This window comes from Rhodococcus sp. H29-C3 (assembly GCF_030063405.1).
Taxonomy (GTDB): Bacteria; Actinomycetota; Actinomycetes; order Mycobacteriales; family Mycobacteriaceae; genus Rhodococcoides.
This window is the reverse complement of sequence record NZ_JASITC010000010.1, coordinates 101,163-121,405: the sequence shown is the minus strand read 5'-3', so window position 1 is coordinate 121,405 and position 20,243 is coordinate 101,163. Positions and strand designations below refer to the sequence as shown.

Sequence of the window (20,243 nt, the reverse complement as noted above, 5' to 3'; positions counted from 1 at the left end):
ACCGGCCCTGATGGTGGACGACCGAACCCACTTCTCGAGCTGATCACGATCGATATCGGGAATCGACAACGGTGCTGCGCGCATGTTCAATTCAACCAAACATAACCGCCCAAATACTTCAGGCGCGGCGCACTAGGATGTAGCTGAAACGGAATCGCTGATTCTCGTGGTCGAGCAGCGCCGACCTTACGTCCTGGTCGGTCACGCCGCGTCTGATCGCCAGCGCAGCCTTCACCGCGCACTCGATGAGATGGTCTGTCACTTCCTCAGAAGAAAAGAAAGTCACAACAGCTTTATACGTTCCCTCGGCGACGATGATCTCAGTATCCGCGACAGTAGTTTTGGCCGTCGATGTCGACGGGAATCGGTCTCGATCCGGATCAGTCCCCAAAATCTGGCGAATTACTGTTGTTTTCCCAGCGCCGGTTGTCCCGATCATCAGAACGCGTCGATAGTCATCTTCGAGAGCGGGCAACGGCATGTGAACCTCGCGAAGGTCCCGCGAAGCTCCTGGAGCTGGTGGTTCTGCGCTGTCATAGAAAGCAGATATGACGGCCGGATCAAAGGTCCCCTCTGCGTATTCACGTGCAGCGGGATCCCACCAGTCCTCGTCGGACAGCAGCTTGTTGAGCTGTTCCTCCATGCGCTCAGCATGGTGCGCCTCAAGCACTCCAAGAGTCCGCCGCACTCGCCTGCCAGGTAGTCCGGTCGCCGGATCCACACGTGCTGGATGCCTGAACGACACCGAAAATGGGTCGCGTGCGCTGTTTCTGGAGATCGATGCGGTGTAGATGGTCATTCTGCCTTTGCCCGAAGTGATGCTGCTCGGGCATTACTATCTCTTGACCGCGCGTCCGGGGTCAATTGCACCCTGTAGTCAGCTGCTCTTCCATCGCAGGCGCCCATCCTTCGCTGGGCCGCACACCATGGCGGTACCGGCCTTGGTTACTCCCGGCGCACCCGGCACATCGCAGAATGACCCGGGATGGACGACGCCAGGAAGTGATTCGGACGGGTCGGGCACAGGTACAGCCGGCGGCGTGTATGCCGGTGGCGGAGGCGTGTACGCAGGGGGTGGCGGCGTGTATGCCGGTGGCGGCGGCACATACACCGGTGATTCTGTGGTTACCATCGGCGGGATCGTGGTAGCTGCCGTTGTGGTCGCCGTTGGAGTTGTAGTGCGCGTCGTGGTCGCCGCCGTTGTCGTCGGCGGTCGGGTAGTCGTGTCGACCTTGGGGAGGGGCGGGACGGTGACTTGCACCGGGTCGCTCGTTTCCACGTTCGAGTCGTCGGTCGAGCATCCCGCGAGCAGAAGAGCGCTCAGCGACAACGAGATTGCCAAGGTAGCCGCGCGAAGATGAAGCGAGGAACCACGAGGTACTTTACGGAGCTTCAAGTAAACGCCTGCATTCGACTCGGGCGGGACTAATTGGTGCCCACGCTCTACTCGAGGTTTCGGCCGCAACCCGTTGCGCGTTACACCGCCATCCTTTGAAACATATTGGAACAGTTTTCCGATTACCTGCCTGATCGACTCTGACTGAACAGGACAATGATGCTGCCACTGCTGTCGCCGAGCATGAAGGAAAAAGACGCTGTCGAATGGATGGCGTCCCTCGGCCGTATTGTCCTCGAGGGAGAACAAATACGTGCGTTTGCACGGGTCAGCTCGCTCAGACCGCTGGCCGACGGAATGGCCGTCACAAACCGTCGTTTGCTTCTCTTCTCGAGCTCGAGCCTGGATTCCAAGGGGCCGCTGGTTGAGATAAGTGCACTCGAGATCGGTGGCTGCGAGATCAAGATGCGTGCCGCAGGTCGCACTCTGGTGGTATACGCCGATGGAAGAGAGCCACGGACCGTCGCAACGGTGAAGGCTTCGGATGCAGACTTCGTCGTCGCTCGAGTGAACTCCATCGCCGACGCGCGGACAATCGAACGTCCAACAGTCGACGTTTACGACCCATTCACCACACCGTGGGTAGAGCCAACGGCTGCCCAAGGGTTCGGGCCGCCGGGACCGACCTCCCAGCCACCGCTTACATCGGAGCTCTCAGAGAACGTCGAAACCACTGAATGCTCGGTGAAAACCCCGTCAGCGGACGTAATCCTCGAGGGGCAGGCGCCTTCGCGGAAGCGTCTGGTACCACTCTGGAAGACGATTCCAGCCTGGGCTTTCATCGCGTTCTTTTCACTCGGTGTGGTGGCGGGTGCTTTTGCTGATAGTGACAACATCTCGCTGGTGGCGCTGTATCTGTCTTTGCTACTGATCCCACTCCTCGCCTTGTCGAGGGCACGACGCAACTCGATCCGGCGACGCGCGAAGTCGGCAGGCACGACTCCCAGGTTCGGGTTTGCGGAGAGGAACTGGCTTCCGGTTGGGATCGTTCTCGGTGCCGCTTTGTTTGTCGTGTTCGGCGTGACATCTTAGGGTCATTCAAACGGACTAATTGTGACTGTTCACAGTGTTCGCAAAGCATTTATCTGTTAAAAGTAAAGAGCTGTGCTCGTATGTAGTCCAAAACGATCGATCTCGATCTCTGCGTCGAAGAAGGAGTCGGATCATGAGCGTGACCTTGGCCAAGGGTGGAAACGTCTCCCTGAGTAAGCAGGCACCGAGTCTCACCGCCGTTACTATCGGACTGGGCTGGGATGTCAGGTCGACCACAGGTGGTGACTACGATCTCGACGCAAGCGCCATTGCTCTCGGGGGCAACAAGAAGGTTCTCAACGAGCTCTTTTTCGTCTTCTACAACAATCTGAAGTCGCCTGACGGGGCCATCGTGCACACCGGCGACAACAGAACCGGTGAGGGCGAGGGTGACGACGAAAGCATCGACATCGACCTCGCCGCATTGTCTCCCGAGATCGTATCCATTGTGTTCCCCGTTTCGATTCACGCTGCCGAAGAACTCGGACAGAACTTCGGGCAGGTAGTCAACGCGTTCATTCGCGTCGTGGACAAGGCGGACGGACGCGAACTGGCTCGATTCGATCTGAGCGAAGATGCCTCCACCGAAACAGCAATGGTGTTCGGTGAGCTGTATCGGCACGCTGAGGAATGGAAGTTCCGAGCCGTCGGCCAAGGTTATGCTTCGGGTCTGGCCGGAATCGCCCGCGACTTCGGAATCAACGTCTGAGGTAGGCCATAGGCCGCCGATGCGGTCGGCCGGCACTTGAAACGCCCGCCATCGCCGATGAATTCATTACGAATGAGTCTCAGCAGTAACGCAATAGATAGAATCGTCGATTCCTCGGGAAACGGTTCGCGTTGCGTCATCGTCTGCGAACCCGAGTCAGTCTGAGGAGACCACGCATTGGCTTCATCACCGGATCCGTTCGGTTACGGCAACGACAGAGGATCCGGTTCACCACCGCCTCTGCCGTCTCATCAGCCGGCTGGCGTCCAACCGAGCTCCTCGCTTTCGGTCGCAGGTCCACCCTCGGCCTACCTCTTGGCTTCCGGTGCACTTGCGTTGATCGGTCTTGTCGTGGGAGTCGCGCTCGGAGCCTCCGGCCCGCTGGCGGTAATCGGATGGGTGCTCGCCGGGCCAGCAGCGATAGGGGTGCTGTCGGCATTCACTCTGCTGGACACCAATCGGAGGGCACGTCCTGTCTACGCCGAACCAACGTGGATCCGGCCGGCGTACTGGGCCGTCCTGGCTATCGCGGCAATCGGAATAATTGTCTGCGCGCTGCGCATCGCTGACTGGATTGGTCGACTGTGAACAAAGCGAAAGCCAGCGCACTACTCACCGCTGCATTGGTAGGGCTCGGCGCCACGGTGGCGATCGCTTTGGCACCAGTGGCGGCTGCCGCTCCCGGCGGTGCCGCGGTATCGGACTTCGGCGCATGCCTCGCGGCGCAGCGCAGCGGCGACTTACTACTCATGATCGATGAATCTTCGAGCCTCCAAACATCAGATCCGGACGGCGCGCGAATCACGTCGGCCAACTATCTGCTGGATCAACTCGCGAAATTCCAAGATTCGTCAGGGATCGATCTCGATGTCGCGATAGCGGGGTTTGCCGATACCTACTCTGTCGAATCCAACTGGACACCCCTTGGCTCAGGAACTCTTCCGGCACTCAAAAGTTCGGTCGACGAGTTTCGTGATCGCACAAACGGAATCGACACCGACTACTGGTTGGCGCTGGATGGCGCTCGAGCGTCGCTCGCGGACCAGACTCAGGCCGCCGACGGGGTAGACCCCTGTCAAGCAGTTGCATGGTTCTCGGATGGCAAGATCGACTTCACCTCGCGCAGCGATACACGCAAGCCATACGCTCCCGATCAGCCGCTCGATACTGCTGAAGACGTGACGCGCGTGGTGGGGGCAGCCACTGAGTCCATCTGTCGCCCCGGTGGTGTGGCCGATCAGCTCCGTTCGTCAGGCGTTGTACTGTTCGGTATCGGCCTCGCCGCGGGTACAGCATCTCCAGCGGACTTCGATGTGATGCGATCGATCGCGACCGGTGAGCGCACCGGCTCGGCACTATGCGGCAACATCACGACACCCAGCCCTGGTGACTTCTACCTGGCTCAGAACATCGACGACCTGCTCTTTGCGTTCGATGCCTTCTCCACGCCCGGTCAAGCACCGCTCACTCGCGAATCCGGGGTTTGTGCCCTCACCGTGTGTGAAGAAGGGAAACATCGGTTCGTACTCGACGATTCGATCGATTCCGTATCCGTACTGGCCTCGGCAGATGTCCCAGGGTTGATACCGACACTGGTTGCGCCGGATGGCTCCGAGCTGCCACTTCCGACATCAGAGGCAGATGTGACTGCAAATGTTGCGGGTGTGGACGTCGCCTACCGCTGGCAGTCGGCAAGAACCCTGTCCTTCGACATGGCCAATCCAGGTGCCGAACAGTGGCAAGGCGTGTGGGCTTTGGCTTTCGTCGATCCGACGGGCGATGCTGCAGGAGCTCGCTCCAAATCGAATATCCATATCTCAGGAAATCTATTTCCCGAGTGGAAAGGGCAACGCACTACCGCTATTCACAGTGGCGAATCGGATGTGCCAGTCGATCTCGGTATCGTCGATGCGGCTCGAAACGAGGTAGATCCGAATGCGTTGCTCGGAACTGCCACCCTGTCAGCCACTCTGATCGAGAGCGACGGACAACAGACAGTCGTCGGTGCGAGCATCCCGAAGGACCAGATCTCCGAGCCCCTGCGACTGGACTTGACCGACGTTGCCCCAGGACAGGCAACCGTGCGCCTTACTCTCGATGTGACTACAGCGGACGCTACGACACCGAGTGGCGCCATCGAACCCGGGACGGCTCTCGCACCACAGTCCGTCGACATCCCGTTGGCCGTTGCACCACCGATCGGCTTTCCGGCCTTGCCGCGGACCGTCGACTTCGGCACCCTCGAAGGCGCAGGGACGTTCTCGGCTGATCTGCCGGTCACCGGTCCAGGGTGTGTCTGGCTGCCGCAAGAGATGACGGCGGCAATCCTCGGGTCGCCGGACGGTGTCGGGAGTGTCGGTGTATCGACCTCGGGAGCTGCAACCGTCGACTCTTGCCAGGAGCTCGGTGATGGCCAGGACGGTACATTCCCACTCGCACTGCAGGTGGAGAACGCAGCCAATGGTCCGATCAACGGAACCGTGCAGTTGATGGTCGCCCCCAACGGAGAAGCAGACCGTGCGTTGCCCATCGACGTCGAATTCCGGGCAGAACTGGAAAAGCCCCTCGATACCAGCAACGCTCTACTTGCCCTGCTCGTTGCACTCCTGCTCGGCCCGGGTATCCCACTGCTGATGTTGTACGGCGGAAAGTGGTACACGGCGAAAATTCCTGCTCGCACACTCAAAGGGCAGCAGTTCCCCGTCACGATCGCGGGCAGCACGGTCCTTCGCAGCGGTTCACCTTTTGCATTGACCGATCGCGACCTGATCGAGGTCGTCCGTGGTCTCGATTCGCCGGCACGATCGCTCGATGTCGCCGGCGTCCAGCTACGTACACATGTTGGATGGTCACCTGTCGGAGCGGGATTCGTGACGGTATCTTCGCCGGGGCGTGTAGGCGCCTCGTCCGTTATACCGGCGACACACGGCAAGAATTTAGAGGCAAGACTGCCTTTGGCGGTCCACAACACCTGGGTTGTACTTCATGATCCGCAAGGCCCCGCAGACTCGGCCACGGTCGTGTTGTTGATCGGTGACGACGCAGGCCCTACCGTTCGGCGGTCGGTCGTCGAAGACATGACGAACCGATTGCCCAATGTGCTGGCGACGCTTCGTTCTTCCATCAACCCTGATTCGAATCCTTCGGCACCGACGCCGCCGGCCGCCGGCCCGTCCGGATTCGATCCCTTCGGGGGCGGCAGCATCTCCCCGTCCAGCGCCGGTAACAATGACCCATTCGGTGGCGGACCCAGCAGGACTACGCCCACCCCTCGAACCCAGGAACCGTTCGGTGGACCTTCCGGAGGCCAGGGACCGACGCAATCGGGCCCGTCCAGTAAGCCATTCGATCCTTTCGGCGACGGTCGATGACAGCACGTACAAGAGCACCGAAAATGCGTAAATCAGCTAATGGAGAGGTAGACGAATGAGGCGTTTTCTCGTCGTCGGATGCGGCGGTTCCGGTGGAGCCACGCTGGCGTACATGATGGATCAGCTCCGCTCCGACCTCGCCTCCCACGGCATCGAAGGTATTCCAGCCGGATGGCAGTTCATCCATCTCGATGTTCCGACGGCTCCTTCGCCCGGGCCCGACGGAATGGGGCATGTCCGTGATCAAGGCGGCACCTACGTCGGAACGGGTCCACAGAGCGACAGCTACAGCGTTCTCGACAATGCGATGAGCCAACAATTCATCGGTAAACAGCGCCTCGACTCCATCGCGACCTGGGCACCTCGTGATCCGTCTGCGGTACACACTCCGCTGAGCACCGGAGCAGGACAATTCCGCGCTCTCGGCCGCATGATCACTTTGAGTCGTGCGGCTTCGGTTCGGGAACGGCTCGAAACTGCTTGGGGCAAGCTCAATCTCGTAGAGACCGATACAGAGATGCGAAATCTCGATATTCCGGGTGCCGGCAAGTACGACCCAGGTGAACGGCCTGTCGTTCTGGTTGTCTCGTCGATGGCAGGTGGTGCTGGGGCATCGATGGCATTGGACATTTGTCGCTTGCTCACCCTGATCACTGGAGTCGATCCGCGGCTCATGGGGGTGTTCATGGTCGCTCCGGATATTTTCGACGGTCTCGACGCCTCCGCCACTACCGGAGTCCGCGCCAATGCGCTCGCCATGCTCGGTGAAATCGTGGCCAGCCAAACGGGATCCGCACGAGACCACGATGTCTCGATTCTTCGCGCACTCGGACAGCAGAACGGTGAAGGGGAACTCATTCCCTTCGCCCGGGTGTTCCCAGTGGGCCGATACGTCGGTGCCGAACAGACGCTGTTCGGCGACGGTACCCCCAACGCGATCTACCGTGGTCTCGGCCGAGGACTGTCGGCGCTGATGATGAGCCAGTCGGCCACCCAGCAATTCGTCGAGTGGGATCTGACCAACGGTGGTGGAATCGCAGGCAGCCGTGAGTACCTCGGCTGGGGAAACAAGACCTGGAACACGTTGCCGTGGGGATCGTTCGGATTTGCGAGTCTGAGTATGGGCCGTGATCGTTACGCCGAGTATTCATCCCAGCGACTCGCACGAGCGAGCGCGGACAAGCTGCTCCGTGGACATGTGCAGCCGGGGAATCGCGCATCGGAGGATGAGCAGGCCGCAGCAGTTCTCGACAATCAGTGGGGCAACATCTGTGCAGCGCTGGGGCTTCCGACCGGGCACACAGACGCGAACGCTCTTCCCCAGGACATCGGAATGTGGATCACGACGACGGTCCTACCCCGGTCCGAAGTGTCGACGCTCGCAACCCACGTGATCGACGACTCGCTCCGCGACTACATTCCGTCCGGCAACGGTCTCAATGCTGCTGCGTGGGTCCCGGAGGTCCATCGGAACCTCAACGGCAGGCGATCGGCGTTGCTCTCCGGTGCCCAGAACGCCGCTTACTCGGCAGCGTTCCGTTGGCACCTCGACTTTGCGGACAAACTCGAGCAGGTCGTTGGCGACGCTGTAGCCGAACTCGGCCTTCCTTATGCGACGGCTCTCGTCAAGCGGGTGTCGAAGTACATGCAGAACGTGGTTTTGCCGACGGCACAGGACCTCGCGAAGCAGGCACCGGGAGACATCGCCGAACCACCAGAAGACGTACGTGCAACCTTGGCTGCGCTCAAGGGCACTTTGTCGAACGCCCAAGAAGTCGTCGTGAGCGTGCTCGACGGCACCCGCCGTATCGTAGAGCGTCAGATCTACGCGACGCTTTCGTCGCACCTGAGCGCAGCGTCGGGCGCGATGGTCGCCGAGGTGTTCGACCCCTTGGTAGCTGCGCTGAACGAATCTCACACACTGCTTCGGCAAGCATCGGTGGAACAACCGCGGGATCTCGGTCTGGCTCGATTACAGACCGATCAATATGCGGCGTGGCCGTCCGATTCGGACGAAAAGGTTCCGTCTCGGTTCGCCGAGGCGAACAACGAAGTGATGCTGACCAGTTCGAGCGACTTCAAGATGCGATACGAGCTGGATCTTCCTGCCGCGACCGGAAGCAGTGCAACGGATCGGCGAGCGTTCGGTGACTCCGTCGCTCGGGCGGCGGCTCAGTTCATCACAGGCCTGTGGCCCACCATCGACGGCAGTCGTGCACCGGGGGAGACAGTTCGGCTCGTCGAACGCACCGCGTCGTGGCGCTCACGGGTCTTTCCGACGAACCCAGCAAGCGGAGAGTCCATCATCTCCTCACCCGCGGCATACAACGTGCACACCCGGCCTCACGAGCTGCTCGCCAGAGCCCGCAAGTTCGTCAGCCGCACCGGAGAATCATTCGACAAATTCTGCTCGGTTTCCTTGCACGACTTCGTCACCGGGGGAGGTGCCGCCGAATCGGAACTGGCAGGTCGACGTCGAGACCTGGTGTCGAAGTTCGGTGAAGCCATCGCGCTCGCAAGACCCCTGGCCAGCGTCAACGAGACTGCGATGCAAGCGATTCACAACGACCAGCAGATGAAGTACCGCTTCAAGTTCTCAGCGATCCCGTTCGACGGACAGAGTATTGCCGACGACCTCTCCGCCGAACTCGAACGAAGTGTGCGGATAGACCAGACGACCAAGGACGTTCTGGTCAACGCACTGACCGATGAGAAGCAGATCAAGCGGATCGACATCTTCGGTTCGTACCCCAACTACTCCCCGCTCGCATACAACTCGGTAATCGGTCCGGCCTCCCGACAGTGGCTGGAGTCTTCGCCGTCGCAGCGTAAGGCGTTCTGGCACTTGCGTCGTGCACGTCCGTTGGCTGCCTCGTTGCCGATGCACCAGTCCGAGCGTCAAGCGATGGTCGGAGGCTGGCTGCTCGGGCAGATCCTCGGACGAATCTTCCTCCCGAAATCGCCGTTCATCGAACCGGCACGGATCTGGGACGGTGAGGCTGGGAGATGGCTCAACTTTCCGAACCCGTTGCTGACTCCACCATCGGAGTTCGCTGCCGACTACGATTGGCTGCCGGCTGTGATCGAGTCGGTTTTGTTGGCGATGGCTCAGTCGCACGAACCGCCGGTGATGTCGTCGATGCAGCCCTACCGTGCGCTCAGAAGACTCTACGACTCCTCGACCGAGGACGAGGTCAGCGGCATCTTCGCTTTGTCAGCAGCTGCACACCTGACCGACTGGCTCCGGACCGGAAACACCGGAACCGGTTTGGCCTCGGCAGTTGCCGATACCGGTGAATCTGTCACTCCACAGGATCGCGCCGCCAGAACGAAGGCCTGGCTCGAGGAGGAGCGTGCCTTCGTAGGCAAGCACTACATGCCTGCTGGCTCTGGCGGGGCCGTCGGCGAGGCAGGCGCCGTCGGTGGCGGAGTCTTCTCCAACATCACCGTTCGGGCGCAAGCAACGAAAACTCCTATCTACAGGGATCTGGCACCAGATGTGTTCTGGGGCACCGGTAAGTTGATTTCGCTGATCGACGAATGCCTCGCCGCTGCACTCGAACCGTCTCGAAGTACCGACACACCGCCTCCCGCGCCTCCGGTCGGATCGTGGTCGACCGGTGCGGACTCGTTCGAGATCCCACAACGAGGAACGAACTGATGGCTGCACTTACTGTTTTTCTTGCGACCCCCGGTGTTGCCGGTGGGATCAAAGATGTTCTGAAGGATCTCTCTGCAGTCGGGTTGATACGCCCGTTCCTATGGGTGGACGGTTCGGAGGCGGATCGTTCGCCAGTGGCCGCAACCAGGGTCGAGCACGGTCGCGAGTACGACACCACGATCGAGGAAGTCGTTGCTTCGCAACGGATTCTCACGCTCCGACTGTCCGTGCTCGTGCCTCTTACCGGACAGTCTCCGGCATTGAGCATCGATACAGAGCGCCGAGTAGCCGAGTTGTTGGCCTCGACCTCGGGTGGAGCTCGCGTCGTGCGGTTGCGGTTGCTCCTCGGCCGACCAGGTTGTGTACCGCCCACCAACACGGTTTTGGCGCTCGACGGTTGGCACAACATCCTGATCGCTCCAGAAGATGCACGCGGCCCGGGTATGGGGCACATCGCACTCTCCGCCGAGGACAACGGTCTCGAAATCGGACGCCATGCGGCGCCGGTTGTGGCGGCTGTGTCCGGGCTATGGGCCGACGTCGAACATGCCCCCTTCGATGACAAGCCCGTCCTTCCCGGCAACTTACTCAGCCTTACGCGCTCGTTCTACCGACGTTTGGACACTTCGGAGGTCGAAAATTCGCTGCGCAGACAGATATTCGAACAAGACGGCCAATTGCCTCTACCCCGCGAAGGTGGCGCGCCCGTCACGTACATCGATGATGTACAGCTGGCGACGCACACGATGGCCCGCAATCTGTGGGACAAGCATCGCGCAGTACTGATGGGTGACCGCGTCCCCTATGCCGTCGAGCAGACCCAGATCATTGGATTCTGGGCTGCTTTGAAGATGTTCTTTTCGTTTCTCGGTGCAGCGCTCCGCAATGCACCTGCGGCTTGGTATGCACGTGTAGTCGACAGCGTCTCTTCCTCCGTCGCCGGAGCCGTTCACTCAACGGTGTTCGGCGAGAATCCGTCTGCCTACGAGGTGGTGGCCAACGGTCGCACAACACAGGGGCGGTCGGCCAGCTGGTTCCAGGTAGGTTCGGCCACGCACCAACTGCGCAGTTCCATAGAGTCGATGGACGACGATCGACACCATGCTGCGCGCGCGGACCTCTCCGACCTTTGGCAGGACTACTCACGTGCTGCGATGACTCTTGCAGATGGGGGTGCAAGGTCCGCCGAGTTGCCGCCAGTGCAGATCGGCGCGAGCCGAGGTGTCCTACGACGGGCATCGGACGTAGTACCGGGGCCGGCCGAACAATTCGATCGCATCCCTGGTGTCGTTGCCGCGACGGTCGAAGTCGACAGTGTCGACGCGACCGACGTGATCGGTGCGAGCCAGCTTCGAAGCCGGTTGAGCGAATTCGACCAGGACGCGTCGTTGGGTATCGAAGCGCGCCGGACCGGCTCAGCACTCGACGAGTGGCGCTCGCGGACGGGCAATAGTTTCGCCGTTGCTGTGGGCACCACACTCGCGCGCAACTTCGACGACCGCCATCGTGAAGTCAAGGACTTGCTGGCGAGGCTCCGGGCGCACGCAGACAGACCGGCACCCGCAGAGAGTAAGGGACACAACAAACTTGCGCGGTGGATTCAGATCACGTCGGTGATCCTGGTGTTGGTGATCGCGGCGTCGGCGGTCGGGATCGCGCAAGCATGGTTCGACTGGTGGATCGGCGCCCTCGTCATCGTGGGATCGATTGTTCTGTGGATCGTCGTACTCGTGTCTGTGTTCCTGCGAGGGCAACGCGACCTGTTCCAGGACCTGAACAGACGTAAAACTGCAGCAGCGAACGAGCAGGCGGACGAGGCGAATCTCAGAACTGCACTACGCGATTTGGATCGGTTGAGCGACGCTTACTCTCAGTACCTCTCATGGAGTCGAGCGCTGGGCGCGTTCCTCGCTGAACCATTGGGGCCGAACACCTTTCAGCGGTCGCATGAGGGCAGGATTGCGTGGGGTCTACCCAAGAACACAGCCATCGGGTATGCGAATCCACACCCAGATCAGCTGGCGAGCACCGCGGAATACCTCCGGCAGGATCTGTTCGGTCTGGGCTGGCTCAGTACGCCCTGGGAGCGGGCAATGGTCAACGCCGGAGAGTCCTTGGGTAGCGATGGTCGAGATATCAAAGCCGATCCGACGCTGTTGTGGCGAGCTCCGGGAAGCGGATCTGCGTCCTCATTGGACCGTTGGTCGAGAGACTTCTTTCGAGGATCGTTCGCCTCTACCGGTGCCGCATTGATGTGGGACAAGGCGCGGACGAACCTGATGGGTCCGAAGTCGGAACTCGTGCAGTCGCTTACCGGACAAATCGAAGTTCTTCTCGACGGCACCAAAACATTCGTGCCATTGAACGACTTCCTGGCAGGGGTCGCGGACGCACCTGGCCAGGGACGAGTCGATCATTTCGATCGCGGAATGGTCACCGACCTTGCAACCACACAAGGTATGACTGCAGTCAAGGACGATGTCCGGCAGCGTGGTTGGGCCGGTATCGGGACGGTCAGCGTTGCAACACAGATCAGCGACGGACTGTCCGTCGACCAGTTGACCGTCGGATCGGGCGATACGACGGTTGTGGCCGCACAGGACTGGACGGTCCCGGAGATGCCCGACCGTCACAGCGTCGCAGAGTCGAGGCCGGTTGACGCTCCCGAAAGCTACGACCCACCGCAGAACAGAGAGTTCAGATTCTGACATGGCGACAGATAAGCAGGCTCGACGCTCCACGGCGTTGACCCAGTGGGCACAGGCCGCAGCAGGCGTGGGTTTCGGTGTTCCGACTGCCCGCGACATACAGACGATCTCGAGCGATCCCGACGGGTGGTCGAAGTCAGGAGTGTCACCCGCGGCGTCCGACTGGGCCGACACGATCACTCATATCAATCACCAGATCAAGTTCGGGATGGACCCGTTGGAGGTGCTCCGCCACCTCCCGGAGGAGCTACGAACTCCGCGAAGCGGTCCGGCCAAGCCCCCGATCGCCACCTCCAGCTCCACGTCCCCGGACATCGAGAAGCCGACTCCGAAAGCGCCGGACACCAAAGCAGGGGAGCGGACACCTATCGACGCGTTGTTGGCGTGGCGAGCGGACCGGATTGCAGCAGGCGATACCGCTGCAGCGTCGATCAAGGACGTCACGTTTCACAACCTGATCAAGTACGGCCATACCTCAGCGACGCAGATTCGCAAGCAGTTGCGAGGACCATCGGTGTCCTTGGCGGGGAGTATCGCCGAGGTCTTCTCGAACGCAGGTGCAAAGGATACGAAAGCGGAAGCCGAAGTGCCGAGTGCTGTTGCCCCGGTCGAGGAAAGCACCAGGGTGGATCCCGCCCCAACTTTTGTCGTCCCGCCGGGGACCGCGCGCCACGGAAGAAAGGACGAGCCGCAAGCGTCGACACCGTCGCCCGCTCTTCCAGACAAGTCCGAGTTCAGTGGTCTCGAGTCCTCGGACTTCTGCGAGTACAACTTCGAGAGCACGTTCCAACCCGAGCCACTGAAGGTATCCAACGCCGGTGACGGGCGCCGGTTGTCATGGTCACCGCACCCCGATGCAGACGGCTCGATCGCCATCTATCGTGTGATCTCGGGTGAGATCAACGCACCGTACAAGCCTGAAGCAGGTGAGCTCCTGGGCGTGACATCACTTACGACGTGGGTCGACGACCGACCGCCGACGTCTGCAGTCCGCAACTATCAGGTGTGGTGCCATCGCGGACATGATGCTGCGGACGCGACGAGGCAACAGCCCGACAAGATTGCGTACGGCGAAGCGGTAAGTCCTGTGACGGGATTCGAGCTCACCGAGGACGTGGGCCGGGTGATCGGCCGATGGTCGGCTTTCCAGGGGACCAGAGCTGTGCGTATCTATCGAATTCCCCTGGACGGTATGTCCCCGGTATCCAACGATCCCCGATACCAGATCGAACAACACGCCGACAACCTCACCGGCTTCGTCGACGAAGATGTGGTGCGTGGCCAAAGGTACTTGTATCGGGCAATCTCCGAGGTATCGGTCGCTGATGGCGTGCGACAATCCGCGCCGTCGCAGGGCGAGATTCTGGTTTCCGTCGTTCTCGAACCAGTGGAAGACCTCACAGTCCACCCGGACCAGGATCCGAACAAGCCCTCCTTCGAACTGGTTTGGACGACACCCGAATCCGGCCATGTTCTCGTTTATCGCACCGAGACTCCACCCGACGCTGGACTGCGTTTCGCAGTCCTGGCGGAAGGTTCAATCGAAGTAGAGGGCTTGTCTCGCCAAACGCAACTCGCTCAACCTATCGAGGCTGGTGAGGGTGGCACGTCGCGGATGCGGAGAATTCCCTGGCCTGCGGGCTGGGACCGCGCGTATCTCACACCGGTCACCCTTCTCAACGGTTCGGCTCGCGTCGGGAAGACGACCGTGCAGACCCGCCCGATCTCGCCGGTAACCGACGCGCGGATAGTGGAGCGTTGCGCAAACCAGCTGGTGACCTTTGGCTGGCCGAAGGCAGCAGCGAGTGTGTACGCGTACTACGGGCCTAGAAATCATGTGCCCGAAAATCTGCTGGAAAGTCAACCGAATCTGGAGATTTCGGCGACCCAGTACAAGCGCGACGGGGGTTTGTCCTTCAAGCGGCTACCACCCGGAGGTTGTTCTGTACATCTCGTTCCGATCGCGTACTCGCGCGGTGAACGGGTGGCCGGCACGGTAACCACTTTGGACTACAAAGGTCTCGCAAGTATTTGGTATCTGCTCAATCGAATTGTGACACCGAACGGTGGAACCCGTCTGGAGATCACAATGGGCGCCGATGGCGACCTGGAGCCCCCTGCCCCGTTCACGTTGGTCTACAACCACGAAAGGCTGCCCCTCAGCGCACGAGACGGTGAGGCTCTGCTGTTGAGCGATCAGAACGATCATTCCGGTCGCGAGATGCGGCAGTTTCTTCCCCCACGCTTGGTCCCACAGTGGACTCCGACCGGATGGAGTGCAGACGCAACCAACCGCCGCGGATATGTCAGATTGTTCTTGGACATCGATTCGGCGCGAGCGAAGTCGTATGCGTTGCTGGACCCGCCTGTCGCACAGCTTCTCTTGGAGACCGATGCGAGACCGGACCGGTGACACCGTCGGCTCCGACACGTTTCGCACACCTGATCTACACGTCGTTCGACGACGGCTCGGGTAGTGGAGGCGGATGGCAAGTCAAGGATGTCTCAGGAGACCTGGATCCGGCCGAGCGTGACGCTCTGACGGCCTGGGTGTCGACTCGATTCGATCTGCAGCCGGTGTTGGAACGGTATCCGACGCCGGAAGCAATCGAAGGCCGCGAGCGTCGGTTGATGTACGCCGCGGTACCGGGTGGTGCGGCCTACTGGCATATCGCCGAAGCAGGCACCGATGGATCTGGTCGTCCGGGAAACATCTTCGCGCACGTTGTGTTGGACCGTGCCATCGACGATCCGATCCCGGCCTTTCGGCCTATTCAACTGTGGTTGTCGCCCTCCTGGTCGATGCCGTACGGGCCGGCGGCCACGAGATCCGCAGTTGTGTCTTCGACGTCGCTTCCGGAACCTGGCAGTGCAATTACCCGCGAGAAGGTGCTTGCATTCTTGACAGACGTCCGCGTGTTTCGCCTCGGGGTGCTTCAGGTTCTGCTCGATGCCGTGGCACACGCGTGGGAAGGTGGACCACCGGTGGTGCTGCTGACCGAGAACTCGGAATCGGGCACCCTGTGGATCGGCGCTGTCAGCTTTTTCATGTCGCCGGCGACGAGCAGGCGATTCAACTGGAGCACTCACGATCGAGCGGGCGCGGTTGTTGAAAATATCGGGAGAAGAGTTCATCTCACCGTCGCCCCGGATTCCGAGAAGGAGTCCCTCCAAGCTCTCAGCGGCATAGTTGTCCTCGACTCACAGGACGATCCGATTTTGGGAGTGCTCGACGGAGTCCCGCATCGGACGCACCACGGGGTCTCGGTCGAGGTCACGCCGTGGTCGATGCTGGCACAAGCGTCGCTGAGCGACTACGCGACCGCTCTGTCCGTCGTCGAACTTCAGGACGCTATAGCGGAGGAGGCGGGTGGTGAAGGGTTGTCGCCGATGTGGCCATTGGCGATCGCAGTGCTGTCGTTCCCAAGCTTGGAAGACGTCAAGCGCGAGGCATCGAGAGTAGTCTCCGAGCATCGACCGGGATCGCTTCTTCCCGAGTCACGACTCGCGGAAGTGTCCGACGAGATCGATGCCGAATTCGCGCCGCAGTCCGCGGTCGAGGCCATGGCCGCACTTATTCGCTCGAAGTCGCACGGCCGCAATACAACCGGCGCTCTCAGCAGCCTGATCAGACTTGCAGTGCGCGACGACGAGTGGATGAGCCTGCATCCCGCCGGCGAGATCGGAGCAGAGTTCGCAGGTTTGGCTCCGTCTGTCTTTTCGACCGATATCAGTGCGCTACTCGGCGAACTCTCAGGCTTGGCGTGTGATCGATTCGCTAAGAAAGCTGATCTGACAGTACGCCTTCTTCGCATCGCAGACGTGCTCGTAGCGACCAATGCCGATGCGGCAGTGAGTTTCGACCTCGTCGAGCAGTTGTGCCAGGTTTTCGAAAATGTCGCAGCTGAATTGATGGATCCAGCAGCTGGACCGAGGATCGTCGCGACAGTAGGTCGTCGACTGGACGAGCGTACTTTGCGCTTAGTCGTCCGTCGGACTCTTGCGACCATGCCGCGGCTGAGGGAGGTTCGGTTCGGTCACCGATTTTCGGTGGAAGTCATCCGATGGGTCGCTCCATCGAAGTTGGACGTTCCAGCACTGTGTCAGATCGCCGATGAGAAGAATCAGCTCGAGTATCCCTACGACGTCGCGTTGTTCCTGGAGTATGTGTACAGCACGTTGATGCTTGATTGGGCCTCGCCTCCTGAACGGGCTCACGTGCGGGAATATGCCGGCCTTGCCGTGTGGGGAATCCTCGATGACCAACGGGAAAGGGCCGACCCGAGTGACCGATCCGAGGATCTTCGTGCGCTGTGTCGACTGAATGCGTTGTCGCCGAGTGACGTCGGTGCCCTGTTCAAAACATTCGGCGAATTCGTTCCGCCCGAAGCCGCGCGTCAAGTGGTTCTGTACGCGGAGGACACTGCTCACTTGGCCACGGTCCTGGCGCACCTCATTGCGGCGGGCCACCGGCCGAAACTTGATGGTCGGCGTGTGAAGTCCGACCAGGTGACCATAGCGTGGGGCGCGTTGCGTGGACTGGCAGATTGGGGTGACTTGACTCGCTCCGCTGTCGTGAATTTCATCGACACTTACTTCGATCCGATCATGAACGACTACAACGAACTCTTCGGTCGCAGTATTGCGGCATCAGAACTAGCGCAGGATCTTTCGCAGAAACTCGGACTTCTTTTCTATGTAGCACAGTCGATGGGGCATGATGTTTCAGCTTATACGGCCGAATGCCGTTCGCATCTGATCGCGACTGCCGAGTCCCAGTCCGGTCAGCTTCGTGCCTTGATGGCACGGAGTGTCGTCGATGTGTCTCGCATGGCAGGTAAGTCGTTCATCGATTTCGTCGAGCAGCGCTATCAGCGACCATCGGCACGTCCCTCCAGGGAGGACGAGTTCTTATCCGAACTTGTCCGGAAACAGTTGTATTCGGGACCGTCGGACTCGGATTCACTGCGCGATGCAATGTGGCCTCTCGTTCGTGACATGGCCGCACACGATGCCGAGAGAATCTTTGCGAACTACCCGCGTTGTGTAGGGGAGTGGTTGGAGGCACACGGTATTCGTCGATACATCTCGGATATCAGGCCAAGCGAAGATAGAGGGGCACAGTGGTAGACAATGTAACAATGCAGGATCATCGAAAGGACACCATCTGATGGTTACCTACGTGCTGGACGGCAAGAGTAAAGCCCACCTGCCGAAACGGCCACTGATGGTGTCCATGTCGGTGGTAGGTGTCGCAGGAGCCGCTGCACTCGACGTCCGTCACAGCGGCGTCTCTGATCCCACTGTGATTGCGCACAGCCCCGGGATGCTCATCCTTCCCAGGGTGGAGTACGAGATGCTGCTTGTAGCCGTTCCCGCGCAGGGCAATTCGACCTTCCCGAGTGGGACGACGATTCACGTTTCGGTCGCGGTCGATAGTTCGAACGAACCAGACCCTGATCGTGCGCAGCTCACCCCGCGCGACGTGTCAGGTTTGAGTTATCTCGAGCTCGCCACGATCGGTCCCGACGGTGATCGCATTGCCGTAGTCACCCGCTTGGAGGAGCCTGAGATCGAACTCGGGCCCTTGGCGTCGTCAGCGCGGGCCGCGGCCAGGTCGGTGCTCCGCGTCGACCAATTGTCCGATAGTCAGCAGACCATGCTCGACATCCGGGTGGACACCAGTGCGTCCATGTTGCCCGCGATTGCGGATGGCAGTGTGCGCGCGATCATGGAGATACTCGCGGGAGTTTCCACAGTGATTTCGTACGATCGAAATCCCGAAGTAACGATCGTCGGAAACACGTCGGCCGGTCTTCCGTACAGTGGACCCGGTGATTTGGGATCGACGGTCCATACGCATCTCGAAACAACGAAGCCAGGCATCGGCTTTGGAAATGGCGACCAATTCGACGCCGTGAGACCGGACTCTATGGTCGTCCTCGTTACTGATTCCCCATCAGACTTCGTCGCGAGTGGACGCGAGTCGGCTGATTCGCGATTCGCCTCGATGATCGCGTCGTCATCGCGAGCAGCGCAACGTTGCCGCGCTTTCGCAGGCGCGGTCGTAGTCCCCGCGCCGGACGGCTCCGACACTGCAGACTATCTGGTCTCTCGACCATCAGAGGTCGAGGAAATTGTTCGGTCGTTCCTCCGCCCATTGAACGATCGTATCGCCAACGATGCACGAGGATCCTCGATATGACCAAGTGCCCCAGGTGCTTCAATCATCTTTCCCCCGAGTGGTTTGCGTGGACGGCCGAGACACCGACGGAAACAGAATCGAATAAGCGCGCATCAGCGTACAGCGGCGTCCCCGTGGTTATGGGTACGACGATAGAGCTACGCAAGCCGGAAAACGGGCCTCCTGATTGGACTCCCACTCCTAACTACGCTGAGGAACAGCTCGGCCGGCCTGCTGTGGATTTGTGTCCGATCTGCCATTTCAAGTTACCGGCGTACTGGCGTTGGGGAAACGCCACCTGCATCACGATGGCCGGAGCTCGCGCAACGGGAAAGACTGTCTATATCGCTGTCATGATCAAACAACTGCAGCGTCTCGTGGAGCGGCAAGGGCAATCGGTCGATCCAGCCAATCAAGAGACCGAGCGTAACTATCGCGAGTTCTACGAACGCCCCCTCTATGAGGAGCGGGGCCTTCTCGAGCCCACTCCCACCGTCAACACAGCGAGTTCCTACCAGCGGGATCCGCTGATCTTCAGCTTGGGAATCTGGCAAGGAGTCAAGCAGTACTTGGTGATTCGCGACGTAGCTGGTGAGGATCTGGAGAACGCGAATACCGAAGGACATGCCTGGCACTTCTTCGGTCTGGCCGATGCCGTCCTGTTTCTGTTCGACCCGCTGCGCGTCGAGGAGATTGCGCACCAGTTGATGGATCTCATTCCCATGCAAGGCTACCGAGGCGGCGATCCCAGGGTAGTTTTTCGCACGGTCACCGACCTGATCAACCGCCAGACTCCGCGCATTGCAATGATCTTGTCGAAGTTCGATGCATTGCAAGCTCTCCAGAACGTCAACGGCAGCCAATGGAGTGAGATCATGTCCAATCCGGGTGCAGCATTCTCGCGCGACCCGGGCATGGACAGCCCGACATACAACGAAGACGATGGTCGGTTGTTGCACGAAGAAGTCAGTAGCTTGCTTCAGCGACTCGATGCGGGCCCTGTGATCCGATCAGTCACGAACACACAGACGGGGCAGGCATACCCTCATCGCTTCTTTGCCGTATCGGCGCTCGGAGATTCACCGGTCGGAAGTCGGCTCCACGACAACGGAATCTCGCCCTTTCGGTGCCTCGACCCCATTCGTTGGGTTCTCTCGGCTAACGGTGTGCTCTAGAACGGAG

General features: G+C 60.3%; 12 protein-coding genes. 11 read left to right on the top strand and 1 reads right to left on the bottom strand.

What is annotated here, in order from left to right; all coding sequences use genetic code 11:
• Window positions 1-118: 118 nt before the first annotated feature.
• Window positions 119-643, bottom strand: a complete 525-nt coding sequence (locus QMK32_RS19600; RefSeq protein ID WP_283476882.1) for a DEAD/DEAH box helicase family protein — start codon at window positions 641-643, stop codon at window positions 119-121.
• Between the two features lie 283 nt (window positions 644-926).
• On the opposite strand from QMK32_RS19600, the gene QMK32_RS19595 reads away from it, so the two are divergent.
• From QMK32_RS19595 to QMK32_RS19545, 11 genes are all read left to right on the top strand, one after another.
• Entirely contained in the window at window positions 927-1,361 is a 435-nt protein-coding gene (locus QMK32_RS19595) for a hypothetical protein (RefSeq protein ID WP_283476881.1), read from the top strand.
• Between the two features lie 218 nt (window positions 1,362-1,579).
• Entirely contained in the window at window positions 1,580-2,428 is an 849-nt protein-coding gene (locus QMK32_RS19590) for a hypothetical protein (protein WP_283476878.1), read from the top strand.
• 133 nt (window positions 2,429-2,561) lie between these two features.
• Window positions 2,562-3,137, top strand: coding sequence for a TerD family protein (locus QMK32_RS19585; protein WP_269306117.1), 576 nt, complete (start codon window positions 2,562-2,564; stop codon window positions 3,135-3,137).
• 177 nt (window positions 3,138-3,314) lie between these two features.
• Window positions 3,315-3,725: a hypothetical protein gene (locus tag QMK32_RS19580; protein WP_269306118.1), complete on the top strand. Its 411-nt coding sequence runs from the start codon at window positions 3,315-3,317 to the stop codon at window positions 3,723-3,725.
• Entirely contained in the window at window positions 3,722-6,508 is a 2,787-nt protein-coding gene (locus QMK32_RS19575; protein ID WP_283476875.1) for a vWA domain-containing protein, read from the top strand. Before QMK32_RS19580 ends, QMK32_RS19575 begins: the two co-directional genes overlap by 4 nt.
• 55 nt (window positions 6,509-6,563) lie before the next feature.
• Window positions 6,564-10,169, top strand: coding sequence for a tubulin-like doman-containing protein (locus QMK32_RS19570; RefSeq protein ID WP_283476873.1), 3,606 nt, complete (start codon window positions 6,564-6,566; stop codon window positions 10,167-10,169).
• A complete protein-coding gene (locus tag QMK32_RS19565) occupies window positions 10,169-12,877 on the top strand; it encodes a hypothetical protein (protein ID WP_283476871.1) in 2,709 nt (902 codons plus the stop codon). Before QMK32_RS19570 ends, QMK32_RS19565 begins: the two co-directional genes overlap by 1 nt.
• Before the next feature lies 1 nt (window position 12,878).
• Window positions 12,879-15,290, top strand: coding sequence for a SaeA-related protein (locus QMK32_RS19560; RefSeq protein WP_136171562.1), 2,412 nt, complete (start codon window positions 12,879-12,881; stop codon window positions 15,288-15,290).
• Window positions 15,287-18,007, top strand: coding sequence for a GAP1-N2 domain-containing protein (locus tag QMK32_RS19555; protein ID WP_283476869.1), 2,721 nt, complete (start codon window positions 15,287-15,289; stop codon window positions 18,005-18,007). Before QMK32_RS19560 ends, QMK32_RS19555 begins: the two co-directional genes overlap by 4 nt.
• A gap of 40 nt (window positions 18,008-18,047) precedes the next feature.
• Entirely contained in the window at window positions 18,048-19,082 is a 1,035-nt protein-coding gene (locus QMK32_RS19550) for a hypothetical protein (RefSeq protein WP_283476867.1), read from the top strand.
• Window positions 19,079-20,236 carry a TRAFAC clade GTPase domain-containing protein gene (locus tag QMK32_RS19545; protein ID WP_186629387.1) on the top strand — a complete coding sequence of 386 codons (1,158 nt, stop codon included), beginning with the start codon at window positions 19,079-19,081 and terminating at the stop codon, window positions 20,234-20,236. The genes QMK32_RS19550 and QMK32_RS19545 overlap by 4 nt, the downstream gene beginning before the upstream one ends.
• Window positions 20,237-20,243: the final 7 nt, after the last annotated feature.

Coding starts and splice junctions, on each gene's coding strand:
- QMK32_RS19560 (WP_136171562.1), top strand. CDS start 12,879: ATGGCGACAGATAAGCAGGCTCGACGCTCCACGGCGTTGACCCAGTGG.
- QMK32_RS19565 (WP_283476871.1), top strand. CDS start 10,169: ATGGCTGCACTTACTGTTTTTCTTGCGACCCCCGGTGTTGCCGGTGGG.
- QMK32_RS19600 (WP_283476882.1), bottom strand. CDS start 643: ATGGAGGAACAGCTCAACAAGCTGCTGTCCGACGAGGACTGGTGGGAT.
- QMK32_RS19590 (WP_283476878.1), top strand. CDS start 1,580: ATGAAGGAAAAAGACGCTGTCGAATGGATGGCGTCCCTCGGCCGTATT.
- QMK32_RS19545 (WP_186629387.1), top strand. CDS start 19,079: ATGACCAAGTGCCCCAGGTGCTTCAATCATCTTTCCCCCGAGTGGTTT.
- QMK32_RS19550 (WP_283476867.1), top strand. CDS start 18,048: ATGGTTACCTACGTGCTGGACGGCAAGAGTAAAGCCCACCTGCCGAAA.
- QMK32_RS19570 (WP_283476873.1), top strand. CDS start 6,564: ATGAGGCGTTTTCTCGTCGTCGGATGCGGCGGTTCCGGTGGAGCCACG.
- QMK32_RS19585 (WP_269306117.1), top strand. CDS start 2,562: ATGAGCGTGACCTTGGCCAAGGGTGGAAACGTCTCCCTGAGTAAGCAG.
- QMK32_RS19595 (WP_283476881.1), top strand. CDS start 927: ATGGCGGTACCGGCCTTGGTTACTCCCGGCGCACCCGGCACATCGCAG.